The organism is Sphingomonas sp. (genome assembly GCF_032114135.1).
Classification (GTDB): domain Bacteria; phylum Pseudomonadota; class Alphaproteobacteria; order Sphingomonadales; family Sphingomonadaceae; genus Sphingomonas.
Genome location: NZ_DAMCTA010000001.1, coordinates 673,366 through 697,261, shown reverse-complemented (window position 1 = coordinate 697,261; position 23,896 = coordinate 673,366). Strand labels below are relative to the sequence as shown.

21 protein-coding genes are annotated in these 23,896 nt (G+C 68.6%); 12 read left to right on the top strand and 9 right to left on the bottom strand.

Annotated elements, in window-relative coordinates:
- Positions 1–14: 14 nt before the first annotated feature.
- The 5 genes from RT655_RS03345 to RT655_RS03325 are packed head-to-tail and all read left to right on the top strand — an operon-like array spanning position 15 to position 5,464.
- Positions 15–539 (top strand): DOMON-like domain-containing protein, encoded by a 525-nt coding sequence (locus tag RT655_RS03345; protein WP_313534974.1) that lies wholly within the window; start codon positions 15–17, stop codon positions 537–539.
- A gap of 1 nt (position 540) precedes the next feature.
- On the top strand, positions 541–1,737 hold the full coding sequence (locus RT655_RS03340) for a DUF1343 domain-containing protein (protein WP_313534973.1): 1,197 nt from the start codon (positions 541–543) through the stop codon (positions 1,735–1,737).
- 11 nt (positions 1,738–1,748) lie between these two features.
- Entirely contained in the window at positions 1,749–2,942 is a 1,194-nt protein-coding gene (locus RT655_RS03335) for a hypothetical protein (protein ID WP_313534972.1), read from the top strand.
- Between the two features lie 36 nt (positions 2,943–2,978).
- Positions 2,979–4,043 carry a DUF2336 domain-containing protein gene (locus tag RT655_RS03330; protein ID WP_313534971.1) on the top strand — a complete coding sequence of 355 codons (1,065 nt, stop codon included), beginning with the start codon at positions 2,979–2,981 and terminating at the stop codon, positions 4,041–4,043.
- Entirely contained in the window at positions 4,040–5,464 is a 1,425-nt protein-coding gene (locus RT655_RS03325; RefSeq protein ID WP_313534970.1) for an ATP-binding protein, read from the top strand. Before RT655_RS03330 ends, RT655_RS03325 begins: the two co-directional genes overlap by 4 nt.
- A gap of 4 nt (positions 5,465–5,468) precedes the next feature.
- Here RT655_RS03325 and RT655_RS03320 read toward each other — a convergent pair whose 3' ends face one another.
- Positions 5,469–5,747 carry a hypothetical protein gene (locus tag RT655_RS03320; protein WP_313534969.1) on the bottom strand — a complete coding sequence of 93 codons (279 nt, stop codon included), beginning with the start codon at positions 5,745–5,747 and terminating at the stop codon, positions 5,469–5,471.
- Between the two features lie 412 nt (positions 5,748–6,159).
- Between RT655_RS03320 and RT655_RS03315 the strand changes: the two genes are divergently transcribed.
- The gene (locus tag RT655_RS03315; protein WP_313534968.1) at positions 6,160–6,534 is read left to right on the top strand and encodes a hypothetical protein; all 375 of its coding nucleotides are present in this window, start codon (positions 6,160–6,162) and stop codon (positions 6,532–6,534) included.
- 23 nt (positions 6,535–6,557) lie between these two features.
- Here RT655_RS03315 and RT655_RS03310 read toward each other — a convergent pair whose 3' ends face one another.
- Positions 6,558–6,884: a hypothetical protein gene (locus RT655_RS03310; RefSeq protein ID WP_313534967.1), complete on the bottom strand. Its 327-nt coding sequence runs from the start codon at positions 6,882–6,884 to the stop codon at positions 6,558–6,560.
- Positions 6,885–6,907: 23 nt separating this feature from the next.
- Positions 6,908–8,473 carry a murein L,D-transpeptidase gene (locus RT655_RS03305; protein WP_409530257.1) on the bottom strand — a complete coding sequence of 522 codons (1,566 nt, stop codon included), beginning with the start codon at positions 8,471–8,473 and terminating at the stop codon, positions 6,908–6,910.
- A 256-nt stretch (positions 8,474–8,729) separates the two neighbouring features.
- Between RT655_RS03305 and RT655_RS03300 the strand changes: the two genes are divergently transcribed.
- The 4 genes from RT655_RS03300 (at position 8,730) to RT655_RS03285 (ending at position 14,828) form a co-directional block, all read left to right on the top strand.
- Positions 8,730–10,058 carry an MFS transporter gene (locus RT655_RS03300; protein ID WP_313534965.1) on the top strand — a complete coding sequence of 443 codons (1,329 nt, stop codon included), beginning with the start codon at positions 8,730–8,732 and terminating at the stop codon, positions 10,056–10,058.
- Positions 10,059–10,145: 87 nt separating this feature from the next.
- Positions 10,146–10,865: a GDSL-type esterase/lipase family protein gene (locus RT655_RS03295; RefSeq protein WP_313534964.1), complete on the top strand. Its 720-nt coding sequence runs from the start codon at positions 10,146–10,148 to the stop codon at positions 10,863–10,865.
- Positions 10,862–12,814 carry a glycoside hydrolase family 97 protein gene (locus RT655_RS03290; RefSeq protein WP_313534962.1) on the top strand — a complete coding sequence of 651 codons (1,953 nt, stop codon included), beginning with the start codon at positions 10,862–10,864 and terminating at the stop codon, positions 12,812–12,814. The genes RT655_RS03295 and RT655_RS03290 overlap by 4 nt, the downstream gene beginning before the upstream one ends.
- Before the next feature lie 160 nt (positions 12,815–12,974).
- Positions 12,975–14,828 (top strand): ABC transporter ATP-binding protein, encoded by a 1,854-nt coding sequence (locus RT655_RS03285; protein WP_313534961.1) that lies wholly within the window; start codon positions 12,975–12,977, stop codon positions 14,826–14,828.
- A 95-nt stretch (positions 14,829–14,923) separates the two neighbouring features.
- On the opposite strand, the gene RT655_RS03280 is transcribed toward RT655_RS03285, so the two are convergent.
- Positions 14,924–16,207 carry a citrate synthase gene (locus RT655_RS03280; protein ID WP_313534960.1) on the bottom strand — a complete coding sequence of 428 codons (1,284 nt, stop codon included), beginning with the start codon at positions 16,205–16,207 and terminating at the stop codon, positions 14,924–14,926.
- A 27-nt stretch (positions 16,208–16,234) separates the two neighbouring features.
- Positions 16,235–16,588, bottom strand: a complete 354-nt coding sequence (locus RT655_RS03275; RefSeq protein ID WP_313534959.1) for a hypothetical protein — start codon at positions 16,586–16,588, stop codon at positions 16,235–16,237.
- Between the two features lie 360 nt (positions 16,589–16,948).
- Here RT655_RS03275 and RT655_RS03270 point away from each other — a divergent pair, with 360 nt between their 5' ends.
- The gene (locus RT655_RS03270) at positions 16,949–19,024 is read left to right on the top strand and encodes a ComEC/Rec2 family competence protein (protein ID WP_313534958.1); all 2,076 of its coding nucleotides are present in this window, start codon (positions 16,949–16,951) and stop codon (positions 19,022–19,024) included.
- Positions 19,021–19,881, top strand: coding sequence for a subclass B3 metallo-beta-lactamase (bla, locus tag RT655_RS03265; protein ID WP_313534957.1), 861 nt, complete (start codon positions 19,021–19,023; stop codon positions 19,879–19,881). The genes RT655_RS03270 and bla overlap by 4 nt, the downstream gene beginning before the upstream one ends.
- 12 nt (positions 19,882–19,893) lie before the next feature.
- Here bla and RT655_RS03260 read toward each other — a convergent pair whose 3' ends face one another.
- The 4 genes from RT655_RS03260 to RT655_RS03245 form a co-directional block, all read right to left on the bottom strand.
- Complete coding sequence (locus RT655_RS03260; protein WP_313534956.1) at positions 19,894–20,814, bottom strand: hypothetical protein; 921 nt, start codon at positions 20,812–20,814, stop codon at positions 19,894–19,896.
- A gap of 161 nt (positions 20,815–20,975) precedes the next feature.
- A complete protein-coding gene (lexA, locus tag RT655_RS03255) occupies positions 20,976–21,659 on the bottom strand; it encodes a transcriptional repressor LexA (protein WP_313534955.1) in 684 nt (227 codons plus the stop codon).
- A gap of 58 nt (positions 21,660–21,717) precedes the next feature.
- Positions 21,718–22,899: a molybdopterin molybdotransferase MoeA gene (locus tag RT655_RS03250; RefSeq protein WP_313534954.1), complete on the bottom strand. Its 1,182-nt coding sequence runs from the start codon at positions 22,897–22,899 to the stop codon at positions 21,718–21,720.
- A gap of 41 nt (positions 22,900–22,940) precedes the next feature.
- A complete protein-coding gene (locus RT655_RS03245) occupies positions 22,941–23,882 on the bottom strand; it encodes a PilZ domain-containing protein (protein WP_313534953.1) in 942 nt (313 codons plus the stop codon).
- Between the last annotated feature and the right edge of the window lie 14 nt (positions 23,883–23,896).

Below are 23,896 nucleotides of genomic sequence, written 5' to 3'. Positions count from 1 at the left end.
CGCTAGAGGGGACCATGCATTACACCCTGCTGCCGCACCCCGCGATGCCGCCCGGATCCGTCATTTCGGTTCGATGCGGCCTCCAGCGGGACGGCAACCTCCTTCGCCTGACCTATCGCATCGTGGCGGCGCCGGGCGCGCTCCGCCTTCCGGAACGCGCGCCGCCGGTACGCACCGACGGCCTGTGGCGGACGACCTGCCTCGAACTCTTCGTGGCGGAGAATTCCCCGGCCTATCGCGAATTCAACTTCGCGCCCTCGGGGCCATGGGCCGCCTACCGGTTCACCGCGCGACGCGAGGGCATGGCCCCCCTGGCGATGCCCGAGCCGCCGGCGATCCGGCTCTCCGGGCAGCAGGAGGAGACGATCCTGTCCGTCGCGCTCCCCGGCATCGGCACCGGTCCGCTCCGCCTCGGCATCACCGCGGTGATCGAGGAGACGGACGGTACCAAATCCTATTGGGCGCTGCGTCATGGCGGCGATGCGCCGGATTTCCACGATCCCGATTGCTTTGTCGGCGAACTGCCGCCAGCAGACTGACATGCTTTTCGGAATCGATCGCCTCCTCGCCGAACCGGATCTTCGCGCGCCCCTGCAGGGCAAGCGCGTGGCGCTGCTCGCTCATCCTGCCTCGGTGACCGCGGACCTTACCCACAGCCTCGACGCGCTGGTGGCGGTGGGCGTGAACATCTCGGCGGTGTTCGGCCCCCAGCACGGCGTCCGCGGGGACCTGCAGGACAATATGATGGAGTCCCCGGACTTCACCGATCCGCAATACGGCGTGCCGGTGTTCAGCCTGTACGGCGAGGTGCGCCGTCCGACCGACGCGTCGATGGACACGTTCGACGTGATGCTGGTCGACCTGCAGGATGTCGGCTGCCGCATCTATACCTTTGTGACGACGCTGCTCTACGTGCTCGAAGCTGCGGCGAAGCATGGCAAGGCGGTGTGGGTGCTCGATCGCCCCAATCCCGCCGGCCGCCCGGTCGAGGGGCTGACGCTGCTGCCGGGCTGGGAGAGCTTCGTCGGGGCAGGGCCGATGCCGATGCGCCACGGCATGACGCTGGGCGAGCTCGGCCACTGGTTCATCGCGCACTATGGCCTCGACGTGCAGTATCGCGTGATCGCGATGCAGGGCTGGCAGCCGGACGCTGCACCCGGCTTCGGCTGGCCGGCCGAGCGCCCCTGGATCAACCCGAGCCCCAATGCCGCCAACGTCAACATGGCGCGGGCCTATGCCGGCACGGTGATGCTGGAAGGGACGACGCTGTCCGAAGGCCGCGGCACCACGCGCCCGCTCGAGCTGTTCGGCGCGCCCGATATCGATGCCCGCGCGGTGATCGCCGAGATGCAGCGGCTCGCCTCAGAGTGGCTCGATGGCTGCACGCTGCGCGACATGTGGTTCCAGCCGACCTTCCACAAGCATGTCGGCCAGCTCTGCGCGGGGGTGTTCCTCCACGCCGAAGGGCCGCGCTACGACCACCACGCCTTCCGCCCCTGGCGCGTGCAGGCGTTGGCGTTCAAAGCGATCCGCGCGCTGTACCCCGACTATGCTCTCTGGCGCGATTTCCCGTACGAATATGTGTTCGACAAGCTCGCGATCGACGTGATCAACGGCGGCCCGGGCCTGCGCGAATGGGTCGACGATCCCGCCGCCACCCCCGTCGATCTCGATGCGCGGACTCTGCCCGACGAAGCGGCCTGGATCGCGGCACGCCAGCCGCATCTGCTCTACTGATGGAGGGCTCGATGGTGGCACCCGAACGCGCGCTCTGCGGCCTGATCTTCGCGGTGGAGGAGGCGCAGGATCGCCCCGGCACGCTGGTTGCCAGTTTGCCGTTCGGAGGCATGACGCTGCTCGAATATCAGATCCGCCTGCTCGCCGGCATCGGTGTCGAGCAGGTGCTGGTCGCTGTCGGCAAGGTGACCCCGCAGTTCCTCGGCGCGATCGAGCGGGCGGGGCGCGGGCGGCTCAAGGTCGACATCGTCCGCTCGGCCGAGGAAGCGGCGGAGAAGGTGCTGCGCGACGCCGATGTGCTGGTGCTGGCCGACGGGCTCGTCACCATCGATCCGGTGATGGAGCGGATGGCGGCCGAACCCCATGCGGCGCTGCTGGTGACGGACGATACCGACTCGCCCGCCGCGATCGAACGGCTCGACATGCGGCATTGCTGGGCCGGCATCGCGCGGATCGAGACGCGGCACCTGGCGCATATCGCGGCGATGCCCGAGGATTACGACTTTCAGTCGGCGCTGCTGCGGGTCGCGGCACAATCGGGCGCGCTGCAGGTACCGCTAGCGCCGGGCTGGGCGCGCGCGGGCCATGCGGTCGAGCGGAGCGGCGAGGGGCTGGCGGCGCGCAACGACGCGGTGCTGGTGGCGCTGAGCGATCGCCGTACGCTCTGGGCCGACCGCTGGGTGTTCAGCCGCGCGGCGCGGCTCGTGCTGCCGCAGATGATGGCGCGCAACATTCCTGACTGGGCGCCGCTGGCGCTGGGCGGGGTGGTGTCGGTTGCATCGCTGCTTACCGTGCTGGCGGGCTGGGAAGGGATCGGCGCGCTCGTCGCGCTGCTCGCGACGTTGGCCTTTTCGACCGCCGCTTCGCACGCGGCGCTGCGCGGCGAGGAACCGCGCGCGCGGCAGATCGAAGTCGCGATCCTGGGCCTGTTCATGCTGCTGCTTGCGGCAGGTGGCTGGCGCGAGTTCCGCGCGATCGGCAACGCGACGCCGCTGCTGCTGGCGGCGGGCGGCGTGGGGCTGCAGCTGCTCGCCGAACGCGTGCCGGTGCCGCGCCGGCGCTGGTGGGCGAATGCGGCAGCGCAGATGCTCATCTTCACCCCCTTCGCGCTGGTCGGACACGCGACATTGGGGCTGGCGGCGGTGTCGGCCTATGCGTTCGCGACGCTGACCGCGGCGATCGAAAGCCTGCGCGGCAAGTCTTAGCCTCCGATTAAGCTACCTGCGCTATGTCCTTGGTACATGGCGCAAGGCGCTCCCGAACCGCGTGGTGGCCCGGCCATCGACGCTCAGGATCTGCTGGCGCGCGCCGCGGCGGCGGCGGCGCGCGACCGCGCGCTTGGCGAAGCGACCACGCGCGACCTGGCGATCCCCGAAAGCTTGCGGCTCGACGAGCGGACGCGCTCCGCGATGCTGATCACGCTCGAGCAGATCGTCTCCGCGATCGAAGGTAGCTTGCGGCGCGCGGTGGCACCGGAAGGCTTTCCTGGCATCGGCCCGGCGCTGCCGCTGCTCCACGCCGCCGGATTGGCCGCAGACCGAGCGCTGGTCGACGAGCTGCTTGCGCAGATCCGCCTCGAGCAGCTTGCTTCGGGCTTGCCCCATCGCGCCGCCGAACACCCCGCGCGCCCGAGCCTGATCAACCGCCTGGCAGAACATCCGGCGCCGGAATTGTCCGGCGCGGCGCGGGCATTGCTGGTCGCCGAGAGCCGGGCGCGGAGTCCTGAAGCGGGACGGTGGATGCTGCCGTTAACCTTGCACCACCGCCTGCTTTGGTGGGTTGCATCCGCGATGCGCGAGCAAGCGGGAACCCTGGCAGGCGTTGCACTGGACGCGGCGCTCTGCGCCGCGGTCGCAGCCGAATGCGCGTTGGCCGAGCAGGCCATGGAGCACCAGGTGGAGGCGGCGGCGCTCCGTCTTGCCGCCGCGATCGCGCCCGAGCCGCGCGAACGCGCCCGCGTGCTGCTGGAAGCGCTGCGCGACCGGCACGTTCCTTTGTTTCTGGCGATGCTTGCACGCTCGGGCGGCGTCACCTTCGCCGATGCGCGCGGCCTGCTGCTCGATCCCGGTGCCGAACGGCTGTTGCTGGTGCTGCACGCGCTCGACGTGCCCCGCCAGGCCATCGCCGAACTCTGTTTCCTGCTCAGCGACGCCGATCCCCGCCGCGATCTCGCCGCGCTGGCGGATGCGATCGACATGCTGGCAGCGCTCGACATCGCCGAGGCGCGCGCCGTGCTCGCGGAACTGCGGCTGCCGCCCGACTATCGCGCCGCCCGCGCCGCGCTCCGCGGGGTCCGCGCACGGTGATCGCGATCCCGTCGCTCGATCCGGTTGTGCCGCTGGCGGTGGCGCGGCTGGATGCCAGCGGGCGGCTGATCGATGCCGAGCCCAGGCTGCGCGCGCTCAACGACCGCGCGGGTGGCGAGATCGGCGCCCCGCTGGCGCTGCCGGGCGTCGCCGCGGTGGCGCAACTTGCCTATCGCCTGGGCATCGCGATCTCGCGCAGCGTTGTCGCGGCGGACGGCGATGAGGAAATCGATCTCTGGGTGCGCGCCGGTCCCGATCGCGGGGGGGTGAGGCTCGAGGTCAGCGGCTGGCGCGCGCGCCCGGCCTGGCGGCCCGCCGGTGATCCCGCGCGTGACGGCGACTTTCTTCGCGCCGCGGGTGACTGGTTGTGGGAGACCGACGGCGCGCTACGGCTGACCTTCCTCTCACCCGAGGCGGGGCAGCGCCACGGCTTCGACATTCGCGAGATGCTCGGCCAGCCGCTCACCCGGTTGTTCGCGCTCGCGCAGGACGATGCCGGGCAGTTGCCGATCCTTTCGGCGATGTCTGCCCAGGCGCGGTTCGACGGCCAGCGTGCCGAGGTACGCGGGACCGGGCGGATGGTCCGACTCGCCGCAACGCCGCGGCACGATCCGCTCGGGCGCTTCGCAGGCTTTATCGGTGCGGCGCGCGCGCTGGACAGCGAGGGTGGCGACCCGCCGCGGTCCGTGCCTCCGGTCATCGGGGGCGGTTTCCCGCGCGCGTTCGGCAAGCGACTGGAGCGGGCGCTGCGCGGGCCGCTCGCGCGGATCATCGCCAATGCCGATGCGATCGGCGTGCAGGCCGAAGGGCCGATCCGCGGCGACTATGCCGGCTATGCCGGGGATATCGCCAGCGCCGGGCGGCATCTGCTCGCGCTGGTCGAGGATCTGGTCGATCTCCAGGCGATCGAGCGCGAGGATTTCGCGACGACGCGCCCGACCATCGACCTGGCCGATGTGGCGCGGCGCGCGGCGGGGCTGCTTGCGGTGCGGGCGGGGGAGGCGGGGGTTCGCGTCGATCGCCCCGGGCCGGACATGGAACTGCGGGTCCGCGGCGAGTTTCGCCGGGCGCTGCAAGTGCTGGTCAATCTCATCGGCAACGCGCTGCGCTACAGCCCGCGCGGCGCTGCGGTGTGGATCCGGCTCGAATGCGAGGGCGGGATGGGCTGCGTGATCGTCGCCGATCAGGGCAAGGGCATCGCGCTCGACGATCAGACACGGATCTTCGAGAAGTTCGGCCGCGTCGATCCCACCGAACCGGGGGGCAGCGGGCTGGGGCTCTATATCGCGCGGCGCTTGGCGCGGGCGATGGGCGGCGACCTGATCGTCGACAGTGCGCCCGGCATGGGCGCGCGCTTCGTGCTGATGCTGCCGCTGGTCGAGGATCCGGAGCGCCCGCCTCCTCCTGCGGGCGCTCCCTGAGCCGTCAGCGGCGACGGCAGACTTCGATGCGACGGCCGTGACGCCATTCGTTCCAGCAGACGGTGCGGCTGCGATAGCCATAGCCGCCGCGGTCCCAGCCATGATGGCGTCCGCGATCCCAGCCATAGTTGCGACCGCGGTCCCAGCCATGATGGCGGTCGTGGCGATCCCAGCGACGTTCATGATGGTCGCGGTAGCGCCAGTCCTGCGCCTGGGCGGCGGTGGCACCGACCAGTCCGGTGGCGACAAAGCCGGCGGCGGCGATCCATTGAACCAGTTTCATCTGACGTGTCCTCTCTTGTGTCGATGGCGAAGGACTAACCCTGTCTACGCGTCCGAAGCCTGAACCGCTTCGTAGGCCGGGGTTCATGTTGACATCACGCTGCTGCGGTGCGGCAAATTCGCCACACCGGAGCCACATTGTAAATTGCAGTACTGGGCAGTACGATTTTAGCTTGACGTTACGGCAGACCGGCGTAGATGGGGCTGCATACCGAAACGACCCGCGCCCGAACGGACAGCGTGGGTTCAGGGAGCCGGGATATACCGGTAGTTCTCGCGGCGGAACGATGGGGGGATCCTCTGCTGTTCCAATGCGGGATCAAGGTGGAACAGATTTTCGCGGAACGGCCGGCGTTGTCCCATGGCTTCGTCAACAGGAGGCCTGCATCCGCTGCGTTTAGGGAGTGCAGGCGATGGCGTATCTTGATCTTTCCGGCTTCGACCGTCAGCCCATCACGATGCAGCCGGCTGCGGCGCTGACACCGCTGGAATGGCAGGTCGTTGCGATCGCGCAGCGTGATCGGCTGTCCTCGCTCCACGCGCCGAGCCGCTGGGCGCGTTTCATCACGGTTTTTTTCGGCGGTGACCGGGCAAGCCCGCGGCTGGCCGATTCCAAGCTCGAGGCGCTGCGCCGAATCGCCGTGCTTGCCTGGCACAAGGGCTACGCGCTGCCGAAGCAGGAAATTGCCGCCTTTCACGCCTCGGGTTATTCGCTCGAGCATCTTGAGCTGCTGCTTGCCCGGGTGAGCCAGGGCCGTTCGGCGCGCAACGAGGGGCGCGCCCGCTAACGCTGGGCGCGCCGTCCTCCCGCTTACTGCTGCTTCTTTTCCTGGTTCTCGCTGTCGGCGTTGCGGTCGATGCGCGACGTCATGCCGGTGGCGGCGGCGTCCGACTCGGTCTGCTCGCGGTCGCTGAACGGCGCGGGCTTCTCGGTCGGGGTCGCCTCGGGCACCGGCGCGGCGTTGACCGGCTCGGCCGCCGCGGGCTCCTGGGTCGAGACGTTCACGTCGGCCGGGGTCTCCGGCACGGTGATCTCGGTGACGTTGGCGTCGGGCGTGCTCGGTGCCTCGTCCTTGCTCCCGCAAGCGGCGAGAGTGAGGCCGGCGCCGGCAAGGATCGCGAAAGTGCGCAGCTTCATCAATGTTTCCTTGGCGTTCGGTTTCAGGAGGCGGTGGCGACGCTGACCGCCGCACGCGATTCGATCTTCTCGGCGAGCAGCTTGTCCCAGCTATAGGGATCGTCGCGGAAATTCATCGTGCCGTCGCCGCTGGCAAACGCGGTCCAGTAGAGCAGATAGACGGCGACCTGGTCGGCATCGGCAAGGCGGACGCGCACCGTCTTGGTGCCTTCCAGCTGCGCGGCGATCGCGTCGGGCTGCCAGTTCGGATCGTTCTTGAGCAGCAGTTCGGCAAGCGGGCCCGGCTTTTCCAGCCGCACGCAGCCATGGCTGTCGAGCCGGCTATAGCTGTTGAAGCCCGACTGGACCGGCGTGTCGTGCAGATACACGGCGTACGGGTTGTCGAAGTCGAACTTGTAGCGGCCGAGCGCGCTGCGCGGACCCGATTCCTGCTGCAGGCGGCGATCCGGACCGGTGCCGATCACGCGATAGCCATGCGCCTTCAGATAGCCCTCGCCCTTGGGCCACAGCTCCTTGGCGGCGATGCCGCTCGGCACGTTCCACGGCGGATTGAGCACGATCGAGTGGATGCGCGACTGGAGCATCGGCGTCTCGTTGCCCGGACGGCCGGTGACCGCCTTCATCGAGGCGATCGGGCTGTCGCCCTCGAAGACGGTCATCACGGCCGCGGCGATGTTCACCTGGATGCGCTTGGCCGGCAGCGTCTGCGGCAGCCAGCGCCAGCGCTCCATGTTCGCCATGATCTGGCGCACGCGCGCCTCGACCGGCACGTTGAGCGCGGCGAGCGTGCCGGTGGAGACGACGCCGGTCGGGCGCAGGCCGTAGCGGCGCTGGGCGCGGAGTACGGCTTCCTGCAGGTCCTGGTCGAACACGTCGCCGCTGGTCGAGACCTGCTTGTCCTCGACGGCGAGACGCTTGCGCAACGCCTTCACCCGCGCGCCGCTGGCGCCCTTGGCGAGATCGGGCCCCGGCGCAAGCTTCGACCAGCCACCCGAGGTGAGGATGGCGCGATAAGCGACAAGGCCCTTTTCCAGCCCATCATAGCCGGCATAGGGCGGCGGCAGCGAGCGGATCCACGCGGTGAGGCGATCGCGCTTCACTGCATCGGCGAAGCCGGGGGCGGGATCGAACGGGGCGGGGCGGAGGCCCCAGTCGTTGATGAAGTCGCTCGAATCGAGCCGCCCCGAATGGACCGCGCGGGCATAATCCAGCGCAGCGCGGGCCATGCCGTCGCTGTCGTCGGGCAGCGTGACCGTGCTGGTCATGCGACGCAGGCCTTGCGACAGGCCGGCGTCGGTGAGCAGCTGGCGCAATTCGGCGATCTGCTTGGTGCTCAGCGTGGGCAGCGGGGTCGCGGCCACCAACGGCGCCGGGACAAGTGGGGTCGGCTGCGCCTGGGGGGGGGTGAGCGAGGAGCGCGGCGTCTGCACGGCCGGGGTCTGCGACTGCGGCGCACGCGTTGCTGCGGGCCGCGGCGTCTGCGTGCGGACGGGCGCTTGGGTCTGCACCTGGCTCGCGGGCGTCGGCGTCGTCTGCGCGACGGGCGTAGGGCTCGACTTCGGTTTCGGAATCAGCCGGAACTGGGCCATGGCGGGCGAGGCGATTGCGCTGGCCAGCGCCACTATTGCTACCCCCTTCGTCAGCACCAACTTCGTTCCCGCCGGCTTCTTCACTTCGTCCACGCGCAATACTCCACTCGCCGCGTCGTTTATCAACGCATCGGCCTATAGGCGATGCCCACAGCAACATGCGAGAAGGAAAACCCATTCCCCGCTCAGCTTGACTTTTGCCAACGTTGTCGGAAAGCGTCGCGCCCACACGCCACCAGGGCAGGAGAGGGATCGCTTGGCCACCGCACGTTCGACGCACACCACGCTGGCATTCGCCGCGGTAACAACGCTGTTCTTCGCCTGGGGGTTCATCACCTCGCTGGTCGACCCGCTCGTAGCGGCGGTGAAGGGCATCTTCACGCTCACCAATCTGCAGGCGCAGGCGAGTGCCTTTGCCTTCTTCTTCGCCTATTTCGTGGTATCGCTGCCTGCCGCCGTACTGGTCTCGCGGTTGAAGGCCGTGCCCTCCATCCTGCTGGCACTCTGCACCATGGCGGTCGCTTGCCTGATCATGCTGACCGCGGCCAACCTCGCCAATTACTGGCTGGTGCTGCTCGGCCTGTTCGTGCTGGCGAGCGGCATCACCGTGCTCCAGGTCGCGGCGAACCCGCTGGCGGCGGCGCTCGGCGATCCGCAGCGCAGCCATTTCCGGCTGGTGCTGAGCCAGACCTTCAACTCCTTCGGCACCTTTCTCGGCCCGCTGCTCGGCGCGCACCTGTTCCTCAAGGGCGTCGAGGTGAAGTCGGGCGCGGTCGTCGATCCGGCGGTCCGTGCCGAGGCGCTGGCGGGCATCGACACCGCCTATCTGTGGATCTGCGGCCTGATCCTCGCGCTTGCGGTGTTCTTCTTCCTTAGCCGCCGCGTCGTCCGCGATGCCGCGCCTGCGCACAAGGGCACCACCGGCCTGTTCGACGCCTTCTCGTCGCGCTGGGCGCTGTTCGGCGCGCTGGGCATCTTCCTCTATGTCGGCGCCGAAGTGTCGATCGGGACGCAGATGGCGCTGTTCCTCAACGACAACAGCATCTGGGGCCAGTCCGATGCGCCGTTCGGGGTGCCGATCCTCGGCACGCTGATGGGCAGCGACGGCGTCCATGGCGTGTCGCTCCAGGAGGCCGGCAAGGCCGTTGCATTCTATTGGGGCGGCGCGATGGTCGGCCGGGCACTGGGCTCGCTGCTGCTCACCCGCGTCCGCGCCGACAAGCTGCTCTCGCTGTTCACGGTGATCGCGGCCGCCATGTGCCTCTATGTCGTCGCGGTCGGCGGCGTCACCGCGGGCTTCGTCGCGCTGTCGATCGGCCTGTTCAACTCGATCATGTTCCCGGTGATCTTCACGCTGACGCTCGAACGGTCGGGCGCCAGCGAGGAGGCGACCTCGGGCCTGCTGTGCACCGCGATCGTCGGCGGCGCGCTGCTGCCGCTGCTGGTCGGCAAGGTGGCGGATCTGCACGGCTATGCCTTCGCGCTGATCGTGCCAGCGCTCTGCTACGTGGTGCTGTGCGGCTTCGCGATCGCCGCGGGCCGCGCCAAGCCGGTGCGCGCCGGCGGCGGTGCCTCGCTGCACTGATGGGAGGGGCCGAGCGGGGTTTGACGCTTCTGCAGCGTTGCGCCACGCTCGGCCCCAACGACCTACGCTGTTTCCAGGAGAATCGGGATGTCCCTCCGCCGCCGTTCGCTGCTCGCCGGCGCACTTGCGCTGCCCCTCGTCGCCCGCGCGCAGACGCAGGAAAGCTATGAGCAACGCAAGGAGCGCCTGTTGCATGAGGATTTTCCCGAACTCAGCCGCTACGTCGCCGACAATGCCCGCATCCTCGCGAGCGGCGAGAAGGTCAGCATCGTCTTCATGGGCGATTCGATCACCGAAGGCTGGAAGGGCAAGCGGCCGGGCTTCTTCTCGCCGGGTCGCGTGGGACGCGGCATCAGCGGCCAGACGACGCCGCAGATGGTGCTGCGGATGATGGCGGACGTCGTCCACCTCAAGCCGCGCTTCGTCCACATCATGGCGGGCACCAACGACATAGCCGGCAATACCGGCAAGATGACGCGCGCGCAGAGCTACGACAATTTCCGCATGATGACGCAGATCGCCAAGGCGAACGGCATCGGCGTAATCCTCGCCTCGGTGCCGCCGTCGGACCATTTTCCCTGGCGGCCGGGGCTCGACGTGCTCGGGCCGATTCGCGAGATGAACGCCTGGCTGCGGGACTATGCCAAGGCCGAGCGGCTGACCTGGGTCGACTACACCCCGGTGCTGGCGGACGCGAAGGGCGCGATGAAGCTGGGCCTCGCCTCGGACGGCGTCCACCCCACCGAAGCCGGATATGACGCGATGGCGACGGTGATCGAGCCGATCCTGAAGGCGCGCCGCGCGTGAAGCGCCTGCTCGGCACGGCGGCGCTGCTGATCGCGGCGCCGGCCGCCGGGCAGACGCTGGAGGTGGTATCTCCGGACGGCGCGAACCGCGTGGTGGTGGCGCTCGATCGGCAGGGCGTGCCCAACTACACGGTGCAGCGGCGCGGCGAGCTGGTCCTCGCACCCGCGCCGATCGCGCTCGACCTCGATCGCGACATGCTCGGCTGGGGCATGGCCGTGACCGGCAGCGAGGCGAGCAGCGCCGACACGCGCTACAAGATCGTGCTCGGCAAGGCCGCCGAGGGGCGCGACCGCTACAACCAGCGGATCGTCCACCTGCAGGAGCGCGGCGGCGCCAAGCGGCGGATGGATATCATACTCCGCGCCTATGACGACGGCATCGCCTTCCGCATGCTCGTGCCGGTGCAGCCCGCGACCGCCGCGGCGGTGGTGCGCTACGAACGCACTGGCTTCTATTTCCCGCAGCCCTGGAAATGCTGGGGCTTCAACGTCGGGCGGTTCGGATCGAGCCACGAGGGCGAGTTCGATCCCGTCGACACCACGCGCCTCCGCGACCACAACCTCTTCGACGTGCCCTTCGCCTGCGAGACGGGGAAGGGTGCCTTCGCTATCGCCGAGGCGGACCTAATCGATTTCGCCGCGATGTACCTCACCGGGCGCGGCGATGGCGGGCCGGGGCTGCAGGTGAAGCTGTCGCCCTCGCTCGACGATCCGCGCATAGCGGTGCACACTCGCATCGGCAGCCCCATCGTGACGCCGTGGCGCGTGGTGATGCTCGCCGACCGGCTCGGCGCGCTGCAGGAATCGACGCTGCTCACCAGCCTTTCCACCCCGAGTCGGATCGAGGACACCAGCTGGATCCAGCCGGGCCTCAGCAGCTGGGACTGGTGGAGCGGCCCCTCCATTGCCAAGCTCCCCGGCCAGCGCACCACGACGGCGGTGGCAAAGGCGTTCATCGATTTCGCCGCGGCGAACGGCATGCCCTACACGATGATCGACGAGGGCTGGTATGCCGGCGCGGGCGGCGGCGGGGTGCGGCGGCCGGGCGTCGACATCACCAAATGGGCCGACGCGATCAACCTCCAGGAAGTCGCCGACTATGCCCGCGCCAAGAAGGTGCGGCTGTGCCTCTGGGCGCACTGGCAGGCGCTCGACGAGCAGATGGAGGATGCGCTCGCGCTCTACGAGAAGCTGGGCGTCGCCGGCATCAAGATCGACTTCATCGAACGCGACGACCAGTGGATGGTGAACTGGTACCAGAAGCTGCTGGGGGCCGCGGCGCGGCACCATCTGATGGTCGACCTGCACGGTGCCTTCGCGCCGCGCGGGCTCACCCGCACTTGGCCCAATTTCGTCACCCAAGAAGGCGTGATGGGGGCCGAGTACAACAAGTGGAGTAGCCGCGCGACCGCGGGCAACGACGTGATGCTCGCCTATACCCGCGGGCTGCTGGGGCCGATGGACTATACCCCCGGCGGCTTCCGCAACGTGGCGCCGGCCGATTTCCGGATGCGCGGAGACCTGCCAATGGTGCAGTCGACCCGGGCGCATGGGCTGGCGATGTATGTCGTCTTCCTATCGCCGCTGCAGGCGGTGGCGGACAGCCCGGACACCTATGCCGCGAGCCCCGCGGGCTTCGACTTCATTCGCCAAGTGCCGACTAGCTGGGACGAAACGCGCTTCCTCGCGGGAGAGACGGGCGCGTACATCGTTCTGGCCCGCCGCAAGGGAAAGAGCTGGTATCTCGGCGCGATGAACGACGAGAAGGCGCGGACCGTCTCCGTGCCGCTGGATTTTCTGGGCGCGCGTGGGGCCGAGGCGCGGATCTGGAGAGACGGCGCTGCCCCCGATGCAGTGCAGGTGGAGACCAAGCGCGTATCGCGCGACGCGCCGCTGACGCTCAATCTCGCGGCGACCGGCGGGGCGGTGGCAGCGATTCAGGAGCGTTGATTCGGGCAGAGGCTGCCCAGATTCTGCCGCATTTCGTCGCTTCCATTTCACTGTTCAACCGCAACTGTCGCAAAGTTCACCCAGGGTTCATGGCCCGATGGGTCTTTTCGCTCGCATGATTGTTGCATTGCAGCGCCCGAAAAACCCGAAGGGGAACGACATGCCGTTTCTGAAGAGCCCGGCTCGGTTCCTGCTCCACTATGTCACGCGACGGCCGCTGGCCTTCGCGCTGCTTGCGCTGCTCGTGGTGGGCGGCGCCTCCAGCGCGGTGGGCGTACAATACGCGATGAAGCTGCTGATCGATTCGATGACGGTCGCGGCGCCCTCGCACGCGGCGGTATATGTCGCGCTCGGGGCATTTGTGGGCCTGGTGGCACTCGAGAACGGGCTGGTCCGCGGCGCGGCGATGTTGTTGTGCAACATCACCGTGGCGAGCGGGGTGCGCATCCGGCTCGACATGTTCCACTATCTGACCGGCCATCATATCGGGTTCTTTCAGAACCAGCGCGGCGGCTCGCTGGGCCACCGCGTCGGCGCGCTGACGGGCTCGTTCCAGGCGCTCACCCACCGCATCCTGATGGAGATCACGCCCCCGCTGATCGCGTTCGGCGGCGCGTTGCTGATCTTCCTCGCGATCGACTGGCGCATGGCGGTGGCGATCACCGGCATCTTCGTCGCGGCAAGCACCGGCCTGGTCTTCCTCGGCATGCGCGGCGACAAGTACCACAAGGCGTTTGCCCGTGCCGCCAGCGAGAGCGGCGGCGAGCTGGTCGACCTGGTCGGCAACATCGCCGCGATCAAGTCGTTCGGTGCACGCCGCCGCGAGTCCGAGCGGCTCGCCGGCTTCTTCCAGACCGAAGCGGCGGCGCAGAAGCGCGGCTGGATGTTCGTCGAGCGCATCCGCGTGCTGCATGACGTCGCGCTGGTGATCCTGGTCGGCGGCGCGCTGGTCTGGGCGGTCGAGCGCTGGATCGCGGGTGGGATTACCGCGGGCGACGTCGTCGTCGTCAGCGCGATGACCTTCCGCATGCTCAACGGCTCGCGTGATCTCGCCATGGCGCTGATCGATACCAGCCAGCAGTTCAGCTATCTGCGCGAGACGCTGGAGATCGTCGGCGCCCCGCACGCACTGGAAGACGCCCCCGACGCCGTGCCGCTGCGCGCGACGGAGGGCGAAGTGCGCATCGAAGGCCTCACCTTCGGCCATCATCCCGGCCGCCCCGTGCTGCACGACCTCTCGCTGGAGGTCGCGCCCGGTCAGAAGATCGGCATCGTCGGCCCCTCGGGTGCCGGCAAGTCGACGATCCTCCAGCTCGTCCAGCGCCTGCACGATCCGCAGTCGGGCCGGGTGCTGATCGATGGCCAGCCGATCGACCGGGTGACGCAGGACAGCCTGCACCAGGCCGTCGCGGTGGTGCCGCAGGAAGTGCTGCTGTTCCACCGCTCGATCCTCGAGAATATCCGCTTCGCGCGCCCCGACGCCACCGATGCCGAGGTGCGTGCCGCGGCCGAGGCGGCGCATTGCACGGGCTTCATCGCGCTGCTGCCCAAGGGCTATGATACGATTGTCGGCGAGCGTGGGACCAATCTGTCCGGCGGCCAGCGCCAGCGCATCGGCATCGCCCGCGCGTTCCTGAGCAAGGCGCCGATCGTGCTGCTCGACGAGGCGACCTCGGCGCTCGACACCGGATCGGAGATCGAGGTCCAGCAGGCGCTCGATGCGCTGATGGCGCACCGCACGGTGCTGGCGGTTGCGCATCGCCTGTCGACGGTGGTCGGGTTCGACCGGGTGATCGTGGTTGAGCATGGCCGCATCGTCGAGGACGGTGCGCCGTTGTCGCTGCTGCGCGCGAACGGTGCGTTTCAGCGGCTGTGGGCGCTGCAGGCCGAGGGGCTGGATGCCCCGGTCGAGCGCCGCGAATTCCCGCGCTTCGTCGCCGGGACGGCGCTGCGGATGTTCGGGCTCGCCCCGCGTCCGCCGCTACGGCTGGTGGAGCGGCAGGCCGCGGGCTGAGGCTTTGCCAACGTCCAAAAGAAAACGGCGCCACCGCGAGAGCGGGGCGCCGTTTTTTTGTTCAGCTGCCGGGGCCGAAGCCCCGGGGGCCGGGCTCAGCGCTGGCTGACGGGCACGTAGTCGCGCTGCGTCGGGCCGGTGTAGAGCTGGCGCGGGCGGCCGATCTTCTGCTCGGGATCCGAGATCATCTCGTTCCACTGCGCCACCCAGCCGACGGTGCGGGCCAGCGCAAACAGTGCGGTGAACATCGTCGTCGGGAAGCCGATCGCCGACAGGATCACGCCCGAATAGAAGTCAACATTCGGGAACAGCTTCTTCTCGACGAAATAATCGTCCTTGAGCGCCATTTCCTCAAGCTGCAGTGCGACTTCGAACACGGGGTCCGAAACGTTGAGCGCGGCAAACACTTCTCGCACGGTCTTCTGCATCACGGTCGCGCGCGGATCGTAGTTCTTGTATACGCGGTGGCCGAAGCCCATCAGGCGGAACGGATCGTTCTTGTCCTTCGCGCGGGCGATGAACTCGGGGATGCGCTCCGGACGGCCGATTTCCTGCAGCATGTTGAGCGCGGCTTCGTTGGCGCCGCCATGCGCCGGGCCCCACAGGCAGGCGATGCCGGCCGCGATGCAGGCGAACGGATTCGCGCCCGACGAACCGGCGAGACGCACGGTCGAGGTCGATGCGTTCTGCTCGTGATCGGCGTGGAGGATGAAGATGCGGTCGAGCGCCTTCTCCACCACCGGATTCACTTCATATTCCTCGGCCGGGACGCCGAACGTCATGCGCAGGAAGTTGCCGGTATAGCTCAGGTCGTTCTTCGGGTAGAGGAACGGCTGGCCGACGCTGTACTTGTACGCCATCGCCGCGATCGTCGGCATCTTGGCGATCAGGCGGTGCGACGCGATCATGCGCTGCTGCGGATCGGTGATGTCGGTCGAGTCGTGATAGAAGGCCGAAAGCGCGCCGACGACGCCGCACATCACCGCCATCGGGTGCGCGTCGCGACGGAAGCCGCGATAGAAGGTCGCCAGCTGCTCGTGCAGCATGGTGTGGCGGGTGATCGTGCTCTCGAACTTGGTCAGCTCGTCCTGCGTCGGCAGTTCGCCGTTGAGCAGCAGGTACGAGACTTCCATGAAGCTCGAATTCTCGGCGAGCTGGCCGATCGGGTAGCCGCGGTGGAGCAGCACGCCCTCGTCGCCATCGATGAAGGTCAGGCCCGACTCGCAGCTCGCGGTCGAGGTGAAACCCGGATCGTAGGTGAAGGCCCCGGTCTGCGCATAGAGCTTGCGGATATCGACGACGTCCGGGCCGGTGCTGCCCTTGAGGACGGGATATTCGACGTCTTTCCCCGCAACATGCAGTTTGGCGGTATCGCTCATGTAGTCGTCCTTTCCTTCGACCCGTTTTCAGGCGGGTGTACGCATCTGATCTGCGAAGCGGGGGAGGTGCCCTTCGGTTCCCGGCGTCGCCTGGGCGCCGGAGATAGCCGAAAGAGGTCGGCGGCCGGTTAACACCGCACGCAGCGGCGATGCCCTGTCGCCGGGCTTCTCACCCGCTTCGTCCGCGACGGTGCGTACCGCCGCTTCGAGCGCCTCCGTATCCCACGTTACCAATCCGTCAAGCGCGGCGTGCAACCAGGGGCGGCGGGGGCGCGGCCTGCCTCTAGCAGAGTGGCTGGCGCTTCGTCCAATTCGAGTGCGCAGCTGCGAAAAGGCGCTGCGGAAAATGTTTCGGCGGGGGCGCAATAGCTCTTGGAACATGCGGAATCTTTGATGTTGCGGTGCGAGAGCCGTCAATCGAGTCGGGCGCGGAAGTGGCCCGGGCGCTACCGTCCAGCGCGGACACCCCGACATACCCGCACCAAACATCGTCGAGTAACCAAATAGGTTATATAAAAATACACTGGGGAGCCGATTCGGTGTGACAGTAAGCTTCCTTGCAGACCATGGACGCAGAACGAACTTTTACGTCGTTTCTTCTGTTGCGCCGACGTCACAACACTCGCAATCTGTCGTTCCATGGCCAGTCCAGCCGCAGTGGCTCCGCACAGGGGCGTTACGGGCCTTCATCTCGGCCCTGGCTGGCGATTCCCCAATGGGCCGTCCTGGTCCTGGGAAAGGTTGGAACGCTGGCTGGAGGCCGAGCGCGGACAGTTGCCGCTCTGGTTGCCGATCGCATTCGGTGCGGGAATCAGCGGGTGGTTCCTGCTGGACGGGCCGCGGCAATGGGTCGGGTTCGTCGCCGTCGCGCTGGCGGTGGCGGGAGGCGGCGCGGTCATTCCGGGCCGGAGCGGGCGGGCACTGTTCATGGGCGGCCTGCTGGTTGCCGTCGGATGCGGCGCGATCTGGTGGCGGGCGGAGCATCTGGCGGCGCCGGTGCTTGCCCGACCGCAGGTGGCGCAGTTTGACGCGACCGTGCTGCGTGTCGAGTCGCGGCCGGCGCGCGGCCTGGTGCGGCTGGTCCTTGCGCCGGTGCGCCGCGCCGATCTGCCGCCGCGGCTGCGGGTGAATGTCGACGCCGTCGTCGTGCCGCCGGGACTCGGGCCAGGGGCACTGATATCGCTGCGCGCGCGACTGGTACCGCCCCCGGGACCGTCGGTGCCTGGCGCCTATGACTTCCGGCGCGTCGCCTGGTTCGACGGGATCGGCGCCACCGGCAAGGCGCTGGACCCGGTAACGCTGCGCCATCTGCCGTCCGACGCCGCGCAGGATCTGCGCGCCCTGCTGTCTGCGCATATCGAGGCGCGGATGCCGGGTAGTGCGGGCGGCATCGCCAGCGCGCTCGCCACCGGCGACGAGGGCGCGATCTCCGAGGACGATAGCGAGGCAATGCGCCGCGCCGGCCTTGCGCATCTCCTGTCGGTGAGCGGCCTGCATGTCACGGCCGTCACCGGTGCGACGATGCTGCTGGTGCTGCGCCTGCTCGCACTGAGCCCGTGGCTGGCGCTGCATGTGCGGCTGCCCCTGGTGGCCGCAGGAGCGGGGGCACTGGCGGCGATCGGCTATACGTGGCTGACCGGCGGGCAGGTGCCGACGATCCGTTCCTGCGTCGCCGCGCTGCTGGTGCTGGTGGCGCTGAGCCTCGGGCGCGAGGCCCTGACGCTGCGGCTGGTCGCTGCCGGGGCGATGGTGGTGCTTCTGCTATGGCCCGAGTCGCTGGCGGGTCCCAGCTTTCAGCTGAGCTTTACCGCCGTTGCGGCGATCATCGCGCTGCACGAAAGCCCGCGCATGCGGCGCTGGTTCGAGGCACGCGAAGAGGGGTTGGCGCGGCGCATCGCGCGCGAGGCGGGCTCGCTGCTGCTCACCGGCATCCTGGTCGAGATGGCGCTGATGCCGATCGGGCTGTTCCATTTCCACAAGGGCGGAGTCTACGGCGCGGTCGCCAATATCGTCGCGATCCCGCTGACCACCTTCGTGGTGATGCCGCTCGAAGCGATCGCGCTGCTGGGTGATCTCATCGGTGCAGGCACGCCCTTTTGGTGGCTGACCGACAAGGCGATGGCCTTGTTGCTATGGATAGCCCACGCCGTCGCCAGTGCACCCGGTTCGGTAGCGGCGTTGCCGGTGATGCCCGCCGGCGCCTTTGCCTCCATGGTTCTGGGAGGGTTGTGGTTGGGCCTGTGGCGTACGCCGGTGCGGATCGCGGGCCTCGTGCCGCTCTGCATCGGCGGACTATGGGCGCTGGCGACGCCCGCGCCGGATTTGCTGGTGACAGGCGACGGGCGGCACGTCGCGCTGCGCATGGCAGACGGCAGTCTTGCATTGCTGCGCGACCGTGCCGGCGACTTCACCCGGCAAGTGCTGGGGGAGAATGGCGGGGTCGAGGCCGATGCGCTGACGGTACTTGCCGACCGGTCCGATGCGCGATGCAGCCTGGATCTGTGCGTGGCCGAAGTGGTGCAGGGCGGCCGACGCTGGCGGATCGCGGCGACCCGCAGCGTCTATCCGGTCGCGTGGCGCGAACTTGTCGCGGTGTGCGCGTCGAGCGACATCGTGGTGAGCGAAAGGCGGCTGCCTCGCGCCTGCGAGCCCCGCTGGCTGCGGCTCGATCGGGGGGTACTCGATTCTACCGGCGGGGTCGCGGTGACCCTTAAGGGCGCGACGGTGCGCACCGTCCGCACGACCGCGCACCAGCCATGGCTTGACCCGCCCACCGTCCAGCCTCCATTCAGCGCCGCGAAGGGAAATCGACGATGATCCGGATTCTGCTTGCGGCCTCGGCACTTGGCCTCGCATCCCCGGCGCTGGCGCAGAGCACCGACTGGGCCAAGACCCGCGCCGACTGGAACCAGCCCATGGCGCCGTTCCGGATCCTCGGCAATGTCCACTATGTCGGCACCGCGGGGATTTCGGCCTATCTGATCACGAGCCCGCAGGGGCATATCCTGATCGACGGCGGCATGCCCGAAAGCGCGCCGCTGATCTCCGCCAACATCGAGAAGCTGGGCTTCAGGCTCGGCGACGTGAAGATCCTGCTGATCAACCACGCGCATTGGGACCACGAAGGCGGCTTGGCCGAGCTTAAGCGCCGCACCGGCGCCCGGCTGCTGGCCAGCGCGGCTGACACCCCCGCGCTGGAGGCGGGCAAATCGGACTATCGTCCCGATATCCGCTTCACCGCGCCGCCGGTGAAGGTCGACGGGCAGTTGAAGGACGGCGAGGAAATCCACCTCGGCACCAACACGCTGGTCGCGCATCTGACGCCGGGGCACACCAAGGGCTGCACCAGCTTCACGATGCAGGTCCCCGCGGGCGGCGACAGCCTGACCGTGCTGTTCGCCTGCAGCCTCAGCGTCGCCGACCAGCCGCTGACGCCCGGCCATGGCTATGACGCCGCCCCCGCCGATTTCCGCGCCACCTTCGCCAAGCTGCGCGCTACCCAGGCCGACGTGTTCCTCAGCTTCCACGCCGAACAGTTTGACCTCGCCGCCAAGCGCGCCAGGCAGGTGGCGGGGAACGACGAGGCATTCGTCGACCCGGGCGAACTGGGCCGTCGCGTCGACATCGCGCAGAAGGCGTTCGAGGCGGATCTGAAGGCTGCGCATCGCCCGTGACGCGGCCGATTGCTACGGCCTTTGTGCCTGCCTGATCTCCGAGTCCTTGGCTTTGAGGATCGTGCGGACGATTTGCCCTTGCGTGCTCCAGGCGAACGCGTTGGCCTGCGCGGCGTATAGGCCGCGGAGATATCCACGGTCGAGGGACGTCATTTCAGCGGCAACCCCTTGCGGGTTTTCGGCGAACAGGCCCAGGATCGTTTCCTGATCGTCATTTTTCGGAGGACGCGCTCCGGCGAGCGCGCGCATCGCCACGTAATCGGCGATCTGGTGCGTCGTTTTGCCGACCACCGCCGATCGTTCGATCATTACGATGGCCGCCAGCGTGTCCTTCCGAATGGGTGCGTTTACCCGGGACGCGGTGGCCACGCGGAGAAACCCCTCGATGTCGATGCGCTCGCCGTCGCGCGCACGCGTCTCGCTGTCGCTCCATGCCCGCACCGGACCCCGCTCATGCGTGATCATTCGAATCTCTGCCGGATTTCGGTCGCCAAAAATCCACCATTTTCGCTTCACGAGCGCATTGATTTCGGTGCTCACGCCATCGACGAAGAACAGGATGATATTCGGTTTGCAGTGATCGCCCGCTAGCCTCAGCCCGGCCTGCTCCGCATCCTCCGCAAATCTCTCGCCGATCCTCTCCAGCGTGGGTCGATCAAGACCGATGCTGGCAAGGCAAACCGCATTGTGAAAACGTGCCAGCGGGTCCGTGGACGGCGTGGCCGGCGACATCGACCGCGTGATCGCGCGAATTTGTTGCTTGGAGGGTAGCGGCCGCCCCGTGACGATGATCGGATCGGAAGCCGGGCTTGCGGCCGTCGTGGGTGATGCCTGCGGACGCGCGGGCTCAGTCAGCGGCCCCGCTGCTTGCTGCGCCGTTGCCGCAACGGGCAACAATGCCCCTATCATCAGTGCCAGCACAGATACGCGCATTGTCCGCTCTCCATAGCATCTAGCCGGTCGAGCATCGCACAAGAACAGGGTATTAGGAAGACGACTACGTCGCAGATCGACCCGACGTCGGAACTACTATTTGGGGATATGCAGGGAGCCGGCAACTCCCGATCGGATTCACCGGCTCTACAAAGATGCGATCAATAGCGCCGCAACAGCCCCGCCAAACGCCCTTGCACCCGTATCTGGTCGGAGCGGTAGCGCTGAGGTGTATAGTCGCGATTGGCAGGATCGAGCCGGACCATCACGCCTTCCTTGCGGAAATACTTGAGCGTCGCCTCGGCGTCGTCGATCAGCGCGACGACGATCTCGCCGTCGCGCGCGGTTTCGGTGCGGCGGATCAGCGCATAGTCGCCGTCGAGGATGCCGGCTTCGACCATCGAGTCCCCGGCGACCTCAAGGGCATAATGCTCGCCAGCGCCGAGCAGGGCAGCCGGCACCGGCAACATCGCCGAGCCCTCGAGCGCCTCGATCGGCGTACCGGCCGCGATGCGTCCGTGCAGCGGGATCTCGACCACATCATTCGCGGGGGCTGGCCGCGTGGCGGGCGTCGTCGCAGCCACGGCCGCCGCCGGCTTCGCAGCTTTGGCGACCGACTTGCGCTCGCCGCGCTCGGGCATGCGCAGCACCTCCAGCGCGCGGGCGCGGTTGGGCAGGCGGCGGATGAACTCGCGTTCCTCCAGCGCGCTAATCAGGCGGTGCACGCCCGATTTCGACTTGAGATCGAGCGCCTCCTTCATTTCCTCGAACGAGGGCGATACGCCCGTCTCGGCAAGACGGTCGGAAATGAAGCAGATCAGCTCGTGCTGCTTGCGCGTGAGCATCCAATCCTCCGGGGTCCAGAACAGACTGGGAACGTTTATGCAATGTTCCGAGGCGCTGTCAAGCGATGTCGAGGATTTCCACCGAGTCGGAGCTATTTGTGGCTGGCGCATGGGGCGGACGCACGATCAGACAGGTGCTGCGGGCGAGGGTGCGGAGCATCGAGCTGTCCTGGATCGCCGAGGCATGGACGCGCCCGTCGATCAGCGCAGCGCGGAGGTAGTCGGTGCGCGGGCCATTGGCCGGCAGCGGCTCGCCGAGGATCGCCGTGCGACCCCGCGGGAACGGATCGGCCGCCCCGGAACGATGCGCGATCAAGGGCTTGGCGAAGAGCAAAGCGGTGACGAACACCGACACCGGATTGCCCGGCAGGCCCAGCACGACCATGTCGCCGCGTATGCCGGCCATCATCGGCTTGCCCGGGCGCAGCGCGATCCGCCAGAAATCGATCGTCGCGCCAGCGGCTTCCAGCGCGGGTCGGACGAGGTCGTGATCGCCCACCGATGCGCCACCGCTGGTGATCAGCAGGTCCGCCTCGACGGTCGCGAAGGCATGGGTGAGGGCGCCGAGATCGTCGGGCAGGATGCCGAGATCGACGATCTCGACCGGCAGATCGGCGAGCTGCGCGGCGAGCATGGTGCGGTTCGATTCGGGCAGCTGGGCGGGGCCGACTGGCGTACCCGGTGCCACCAGTTCGTCGCCGGTCGCGGCAATCGCGACGCGGACCTTGCGACGGACGGGCAGCGCCGCATGGCCGCCGATTGCCGCCAGCGCGATCCGGGCGGGGGTGAGCTGCTCGCCCGCCGCGATCAGCGCGTCGCCCTCTGCGAAGTCGAGCCCCCGGCGGCGGGTGTTGCGGCCGAGATAGGGCGGGCCTTCGCCAGCGAGACTTAGCTGATCGCCGTCGCGCGCGGCCTCTTCCTGGACGAGCACCGTGTCCGCGCCCGCGGGCATCGGCGCGCCGGTGAAGATCCGCACCGCTTCTCCGGGCGCAACCGTGCCCGCGAAGCCCGAGCCCGCCGCGCTTTCACCGATCACGGCCCAAGGTCCGGGCAGGTCGGCGAAGCGGATCGCATAGCCGTCCATCGCGGAGAGGTCGGTTTCCGGCTGGGTGCGGCGGGCGACCACCGGCTCGGCGGCCCAGCGGCCGATAGCTTCCGCGAGCGGGACCGTCTCGACGGGGGTGGAGCCGGCGAGCGCGAGCAGCCGCGCCTGGGCCTCGGCGATGGGAAGAAGTGCCATGCCGCCCGATTGGGCGCGGGCGCGCGGTGATGCAAGCGGCTTCAGCCGGTGCGGCGGCTCGCGGTGAGCAGGCGCAGGTCGATGTCGCGCAGCGGCATGCGGAATTCGGCGAGCGTCCGGCCCTGCCGCGCCCGCACTACTCGCGCTGGGCCGCCGCCGATCTCGGGCAGCGCCACCCAGATCGATGCTCCGGGCGCGAAGGCCTGTCGCGCCTCGAATTCCACCTGCTGCGCGGTGAGCGCGTGGATCCGGCAATTCCACCAGCCCACGCCCTCGCGCACGCGCCCGGGGAGGTCGAGGCGGAGCGCCAGCTTGTCCTGCAGCAACCCGTCGGCATCGCTCCCGCCGGCCTGGGGCGCAGGCGCCTGCTGGATGCCGCGCAGCCAGGGGAACAGGGTCTGCCAGCCAAGCTCTTCGGTGAAGACGATTCCGGCGGTCTCGCCCGCGATCCAGCGGACAATGCCCTCCAGTGGACGCAGCCCGTCGAAGGTCAGCTGCACCGCCTCATCGACGGCGAGCCCCCGTGCCTCGACGCCGACACCGCCTTGCGAAATGTCGCGGGTGCGCAGCTGCTCGACCTCGTCGCCGCGATACACGCCGACGGTGTGGCGCAGCTCGATGCGGGGCAGGCGGCGACGCTCGGCGGTGGCGCGGGCGAGGTTGCGCGCGACCATCCCCAGCACGTCCACCGGCGCGTCGAAGGCGAGCCCCGCCTCGCTGCCGTCGGACCAGAGCGTGCGCCCGATCAGCGGCTCGGCGGACCCTAGGTGCAGCCGGATCGGCATCGCCTCGGCCAACTCCACCTCGACGCGCAGCCGCGCGCCCGCCCGGCCGATCCAGTGGATGCCGCAGTCGAGCAGTTCGCCACCCCAGGCGAGTTGGCCTGCATCGAGCCCGTCCGCCGCCGCGGCGCTGGGCGCGCGCGGTGCGGGCAGGTCGTGCGTCAGGCTGAAGATCGTCGCGGACGTGCGCCCCGAATCCATGCTGTCGTTCCGTC

What these genes read in the sequence shown, in the direction of transcription:
- RT655_RS03345 (WP_313534974.1), top strand. Translation starts at nt 15, where the DNA reads ATGCATTACACCCTGCTGCCGCACCCCGCGATGCCGCCCGGATCCGTC.
- RT655_RS03340 (WP_313534973.1), top strand. Translation starts at nt 541, where the DNA reads ATGCTTTTCGGAATCGATCGCCTCCTCGCCGAACCGGATCTTCGCGCG.
- RT655_RS03335 (WP_313534972.1), top strand. Translation starts at nt 1,749, where the DNA reads ATGGTGGCACCCGAACGCGCGCTCTGCGGCCTGATCTTCGCGGTGGAG.
- RT655_RS03330 (WP_313534971.1), top strand. Translation starts at nt 2,979, where the DNA reads ATGGCGCAAGGCGCTCCCGAACCGCGTGGTGGCCCGGCCATCGACGCT.
- RT655_RS03320 (WP_313534969.1), bottom strand. Translation starts at nt 5,747, where the DNA reads ATGAAACTGGTTCAATGGATCGCCGCCGCCGGCTTTGTCGCCACCGGA.
- RT655_RS03315 (WP_313534968.1), top strand. Translation starts at nt 6,160, where the DNA reads ATGGCGTATCTTGATCTTTCCGGCTTCGACCGTCAGCCCATCACGATG.
- RT655_RS03310 (WP_313534967.1), bottom strand. Translation starts at nt 6,884, where the DNA reads ATGAAGCTGCGCACTTTCGCGATCCTTGCCGGCGCCGGCCTCACTCTC.
- RT655_RS03305 (WP_409530257.1), bottom strand. Translation starts at nt 8,473, where the DNA reads ATGGCCCAGTTCCGGCTGATTCCGAAACCGAAGTCGAGCCCTACGCCC.
- RT655_RS03295 (WP_313534964.1), top strand. Translation starts at nt 10,146, where the DNA reads ATGTCCCTCCGCCGCCGTTCGCTGCTCGCCGGCGCACTTGCGCTGCCC.
- RT655_RS03285 (WP_313534961.1), top strand. Translation starts at nt 12,975, where the DNA reads ATGCCGTTTCTGAAGAGCCCGGCTCGGTTCCTGCTCCACTATGTCACG.
- RT655_RS03280 (WP_313534960.1), bottom strand. Translation starts at nt 16,207, where the DNA reads ATGAGCGATACCGCCAAACTGCATGTTGCGGGGAAAGACGTCGAATAT.
- RT655_RS03275 (WP_313534959.1), bottom strand. Translation starts at nt 16,588, where the DNA reads ATGTTCCAAGAGCTATTGCGCCCCCGCCGAAACATTTTCCGCAGCGCC.
- bla (WP_313534957.1), top strand. Translation starts at nt 19,021, where the DNA reads ATGATCCGGATTCTGCTTGCGGCCTCGGCACTTGGCCTCGCATCCCCG.
- RT655_RS03260 (WP_313534956.1), bottom strand. Translation starts at nt 20,814, where the DNA reads ATGCGCGTATCTGTGCTGGCACTGATGATAGGGGCATTGTTGCCCGTT.
- lexA (WP_313534955.1), bottom strand. Translation starts at nt 21,659, where the DNA reads ATGCTCACGCGCAAGCAGCACGAGCTGATCTGCTTCATTTCCGACCGT.
- RT655_RS03250 (WP_313534954.1), bottom strand. Translation starts at nt 22,899, where the DNA reads ATGGCACTTCTTCCCATCGCCGAGGCCCAGGCGCGGCTGCTCGCGCTC.
- RT655_RS03245 (WP_313534953.1), bottom strand. Translation starts at nt 23,882, where the DNA reads ATGGATTCGGGGCGCACGTCCGCGACGATCTTCAGCCTGACGCACGAC.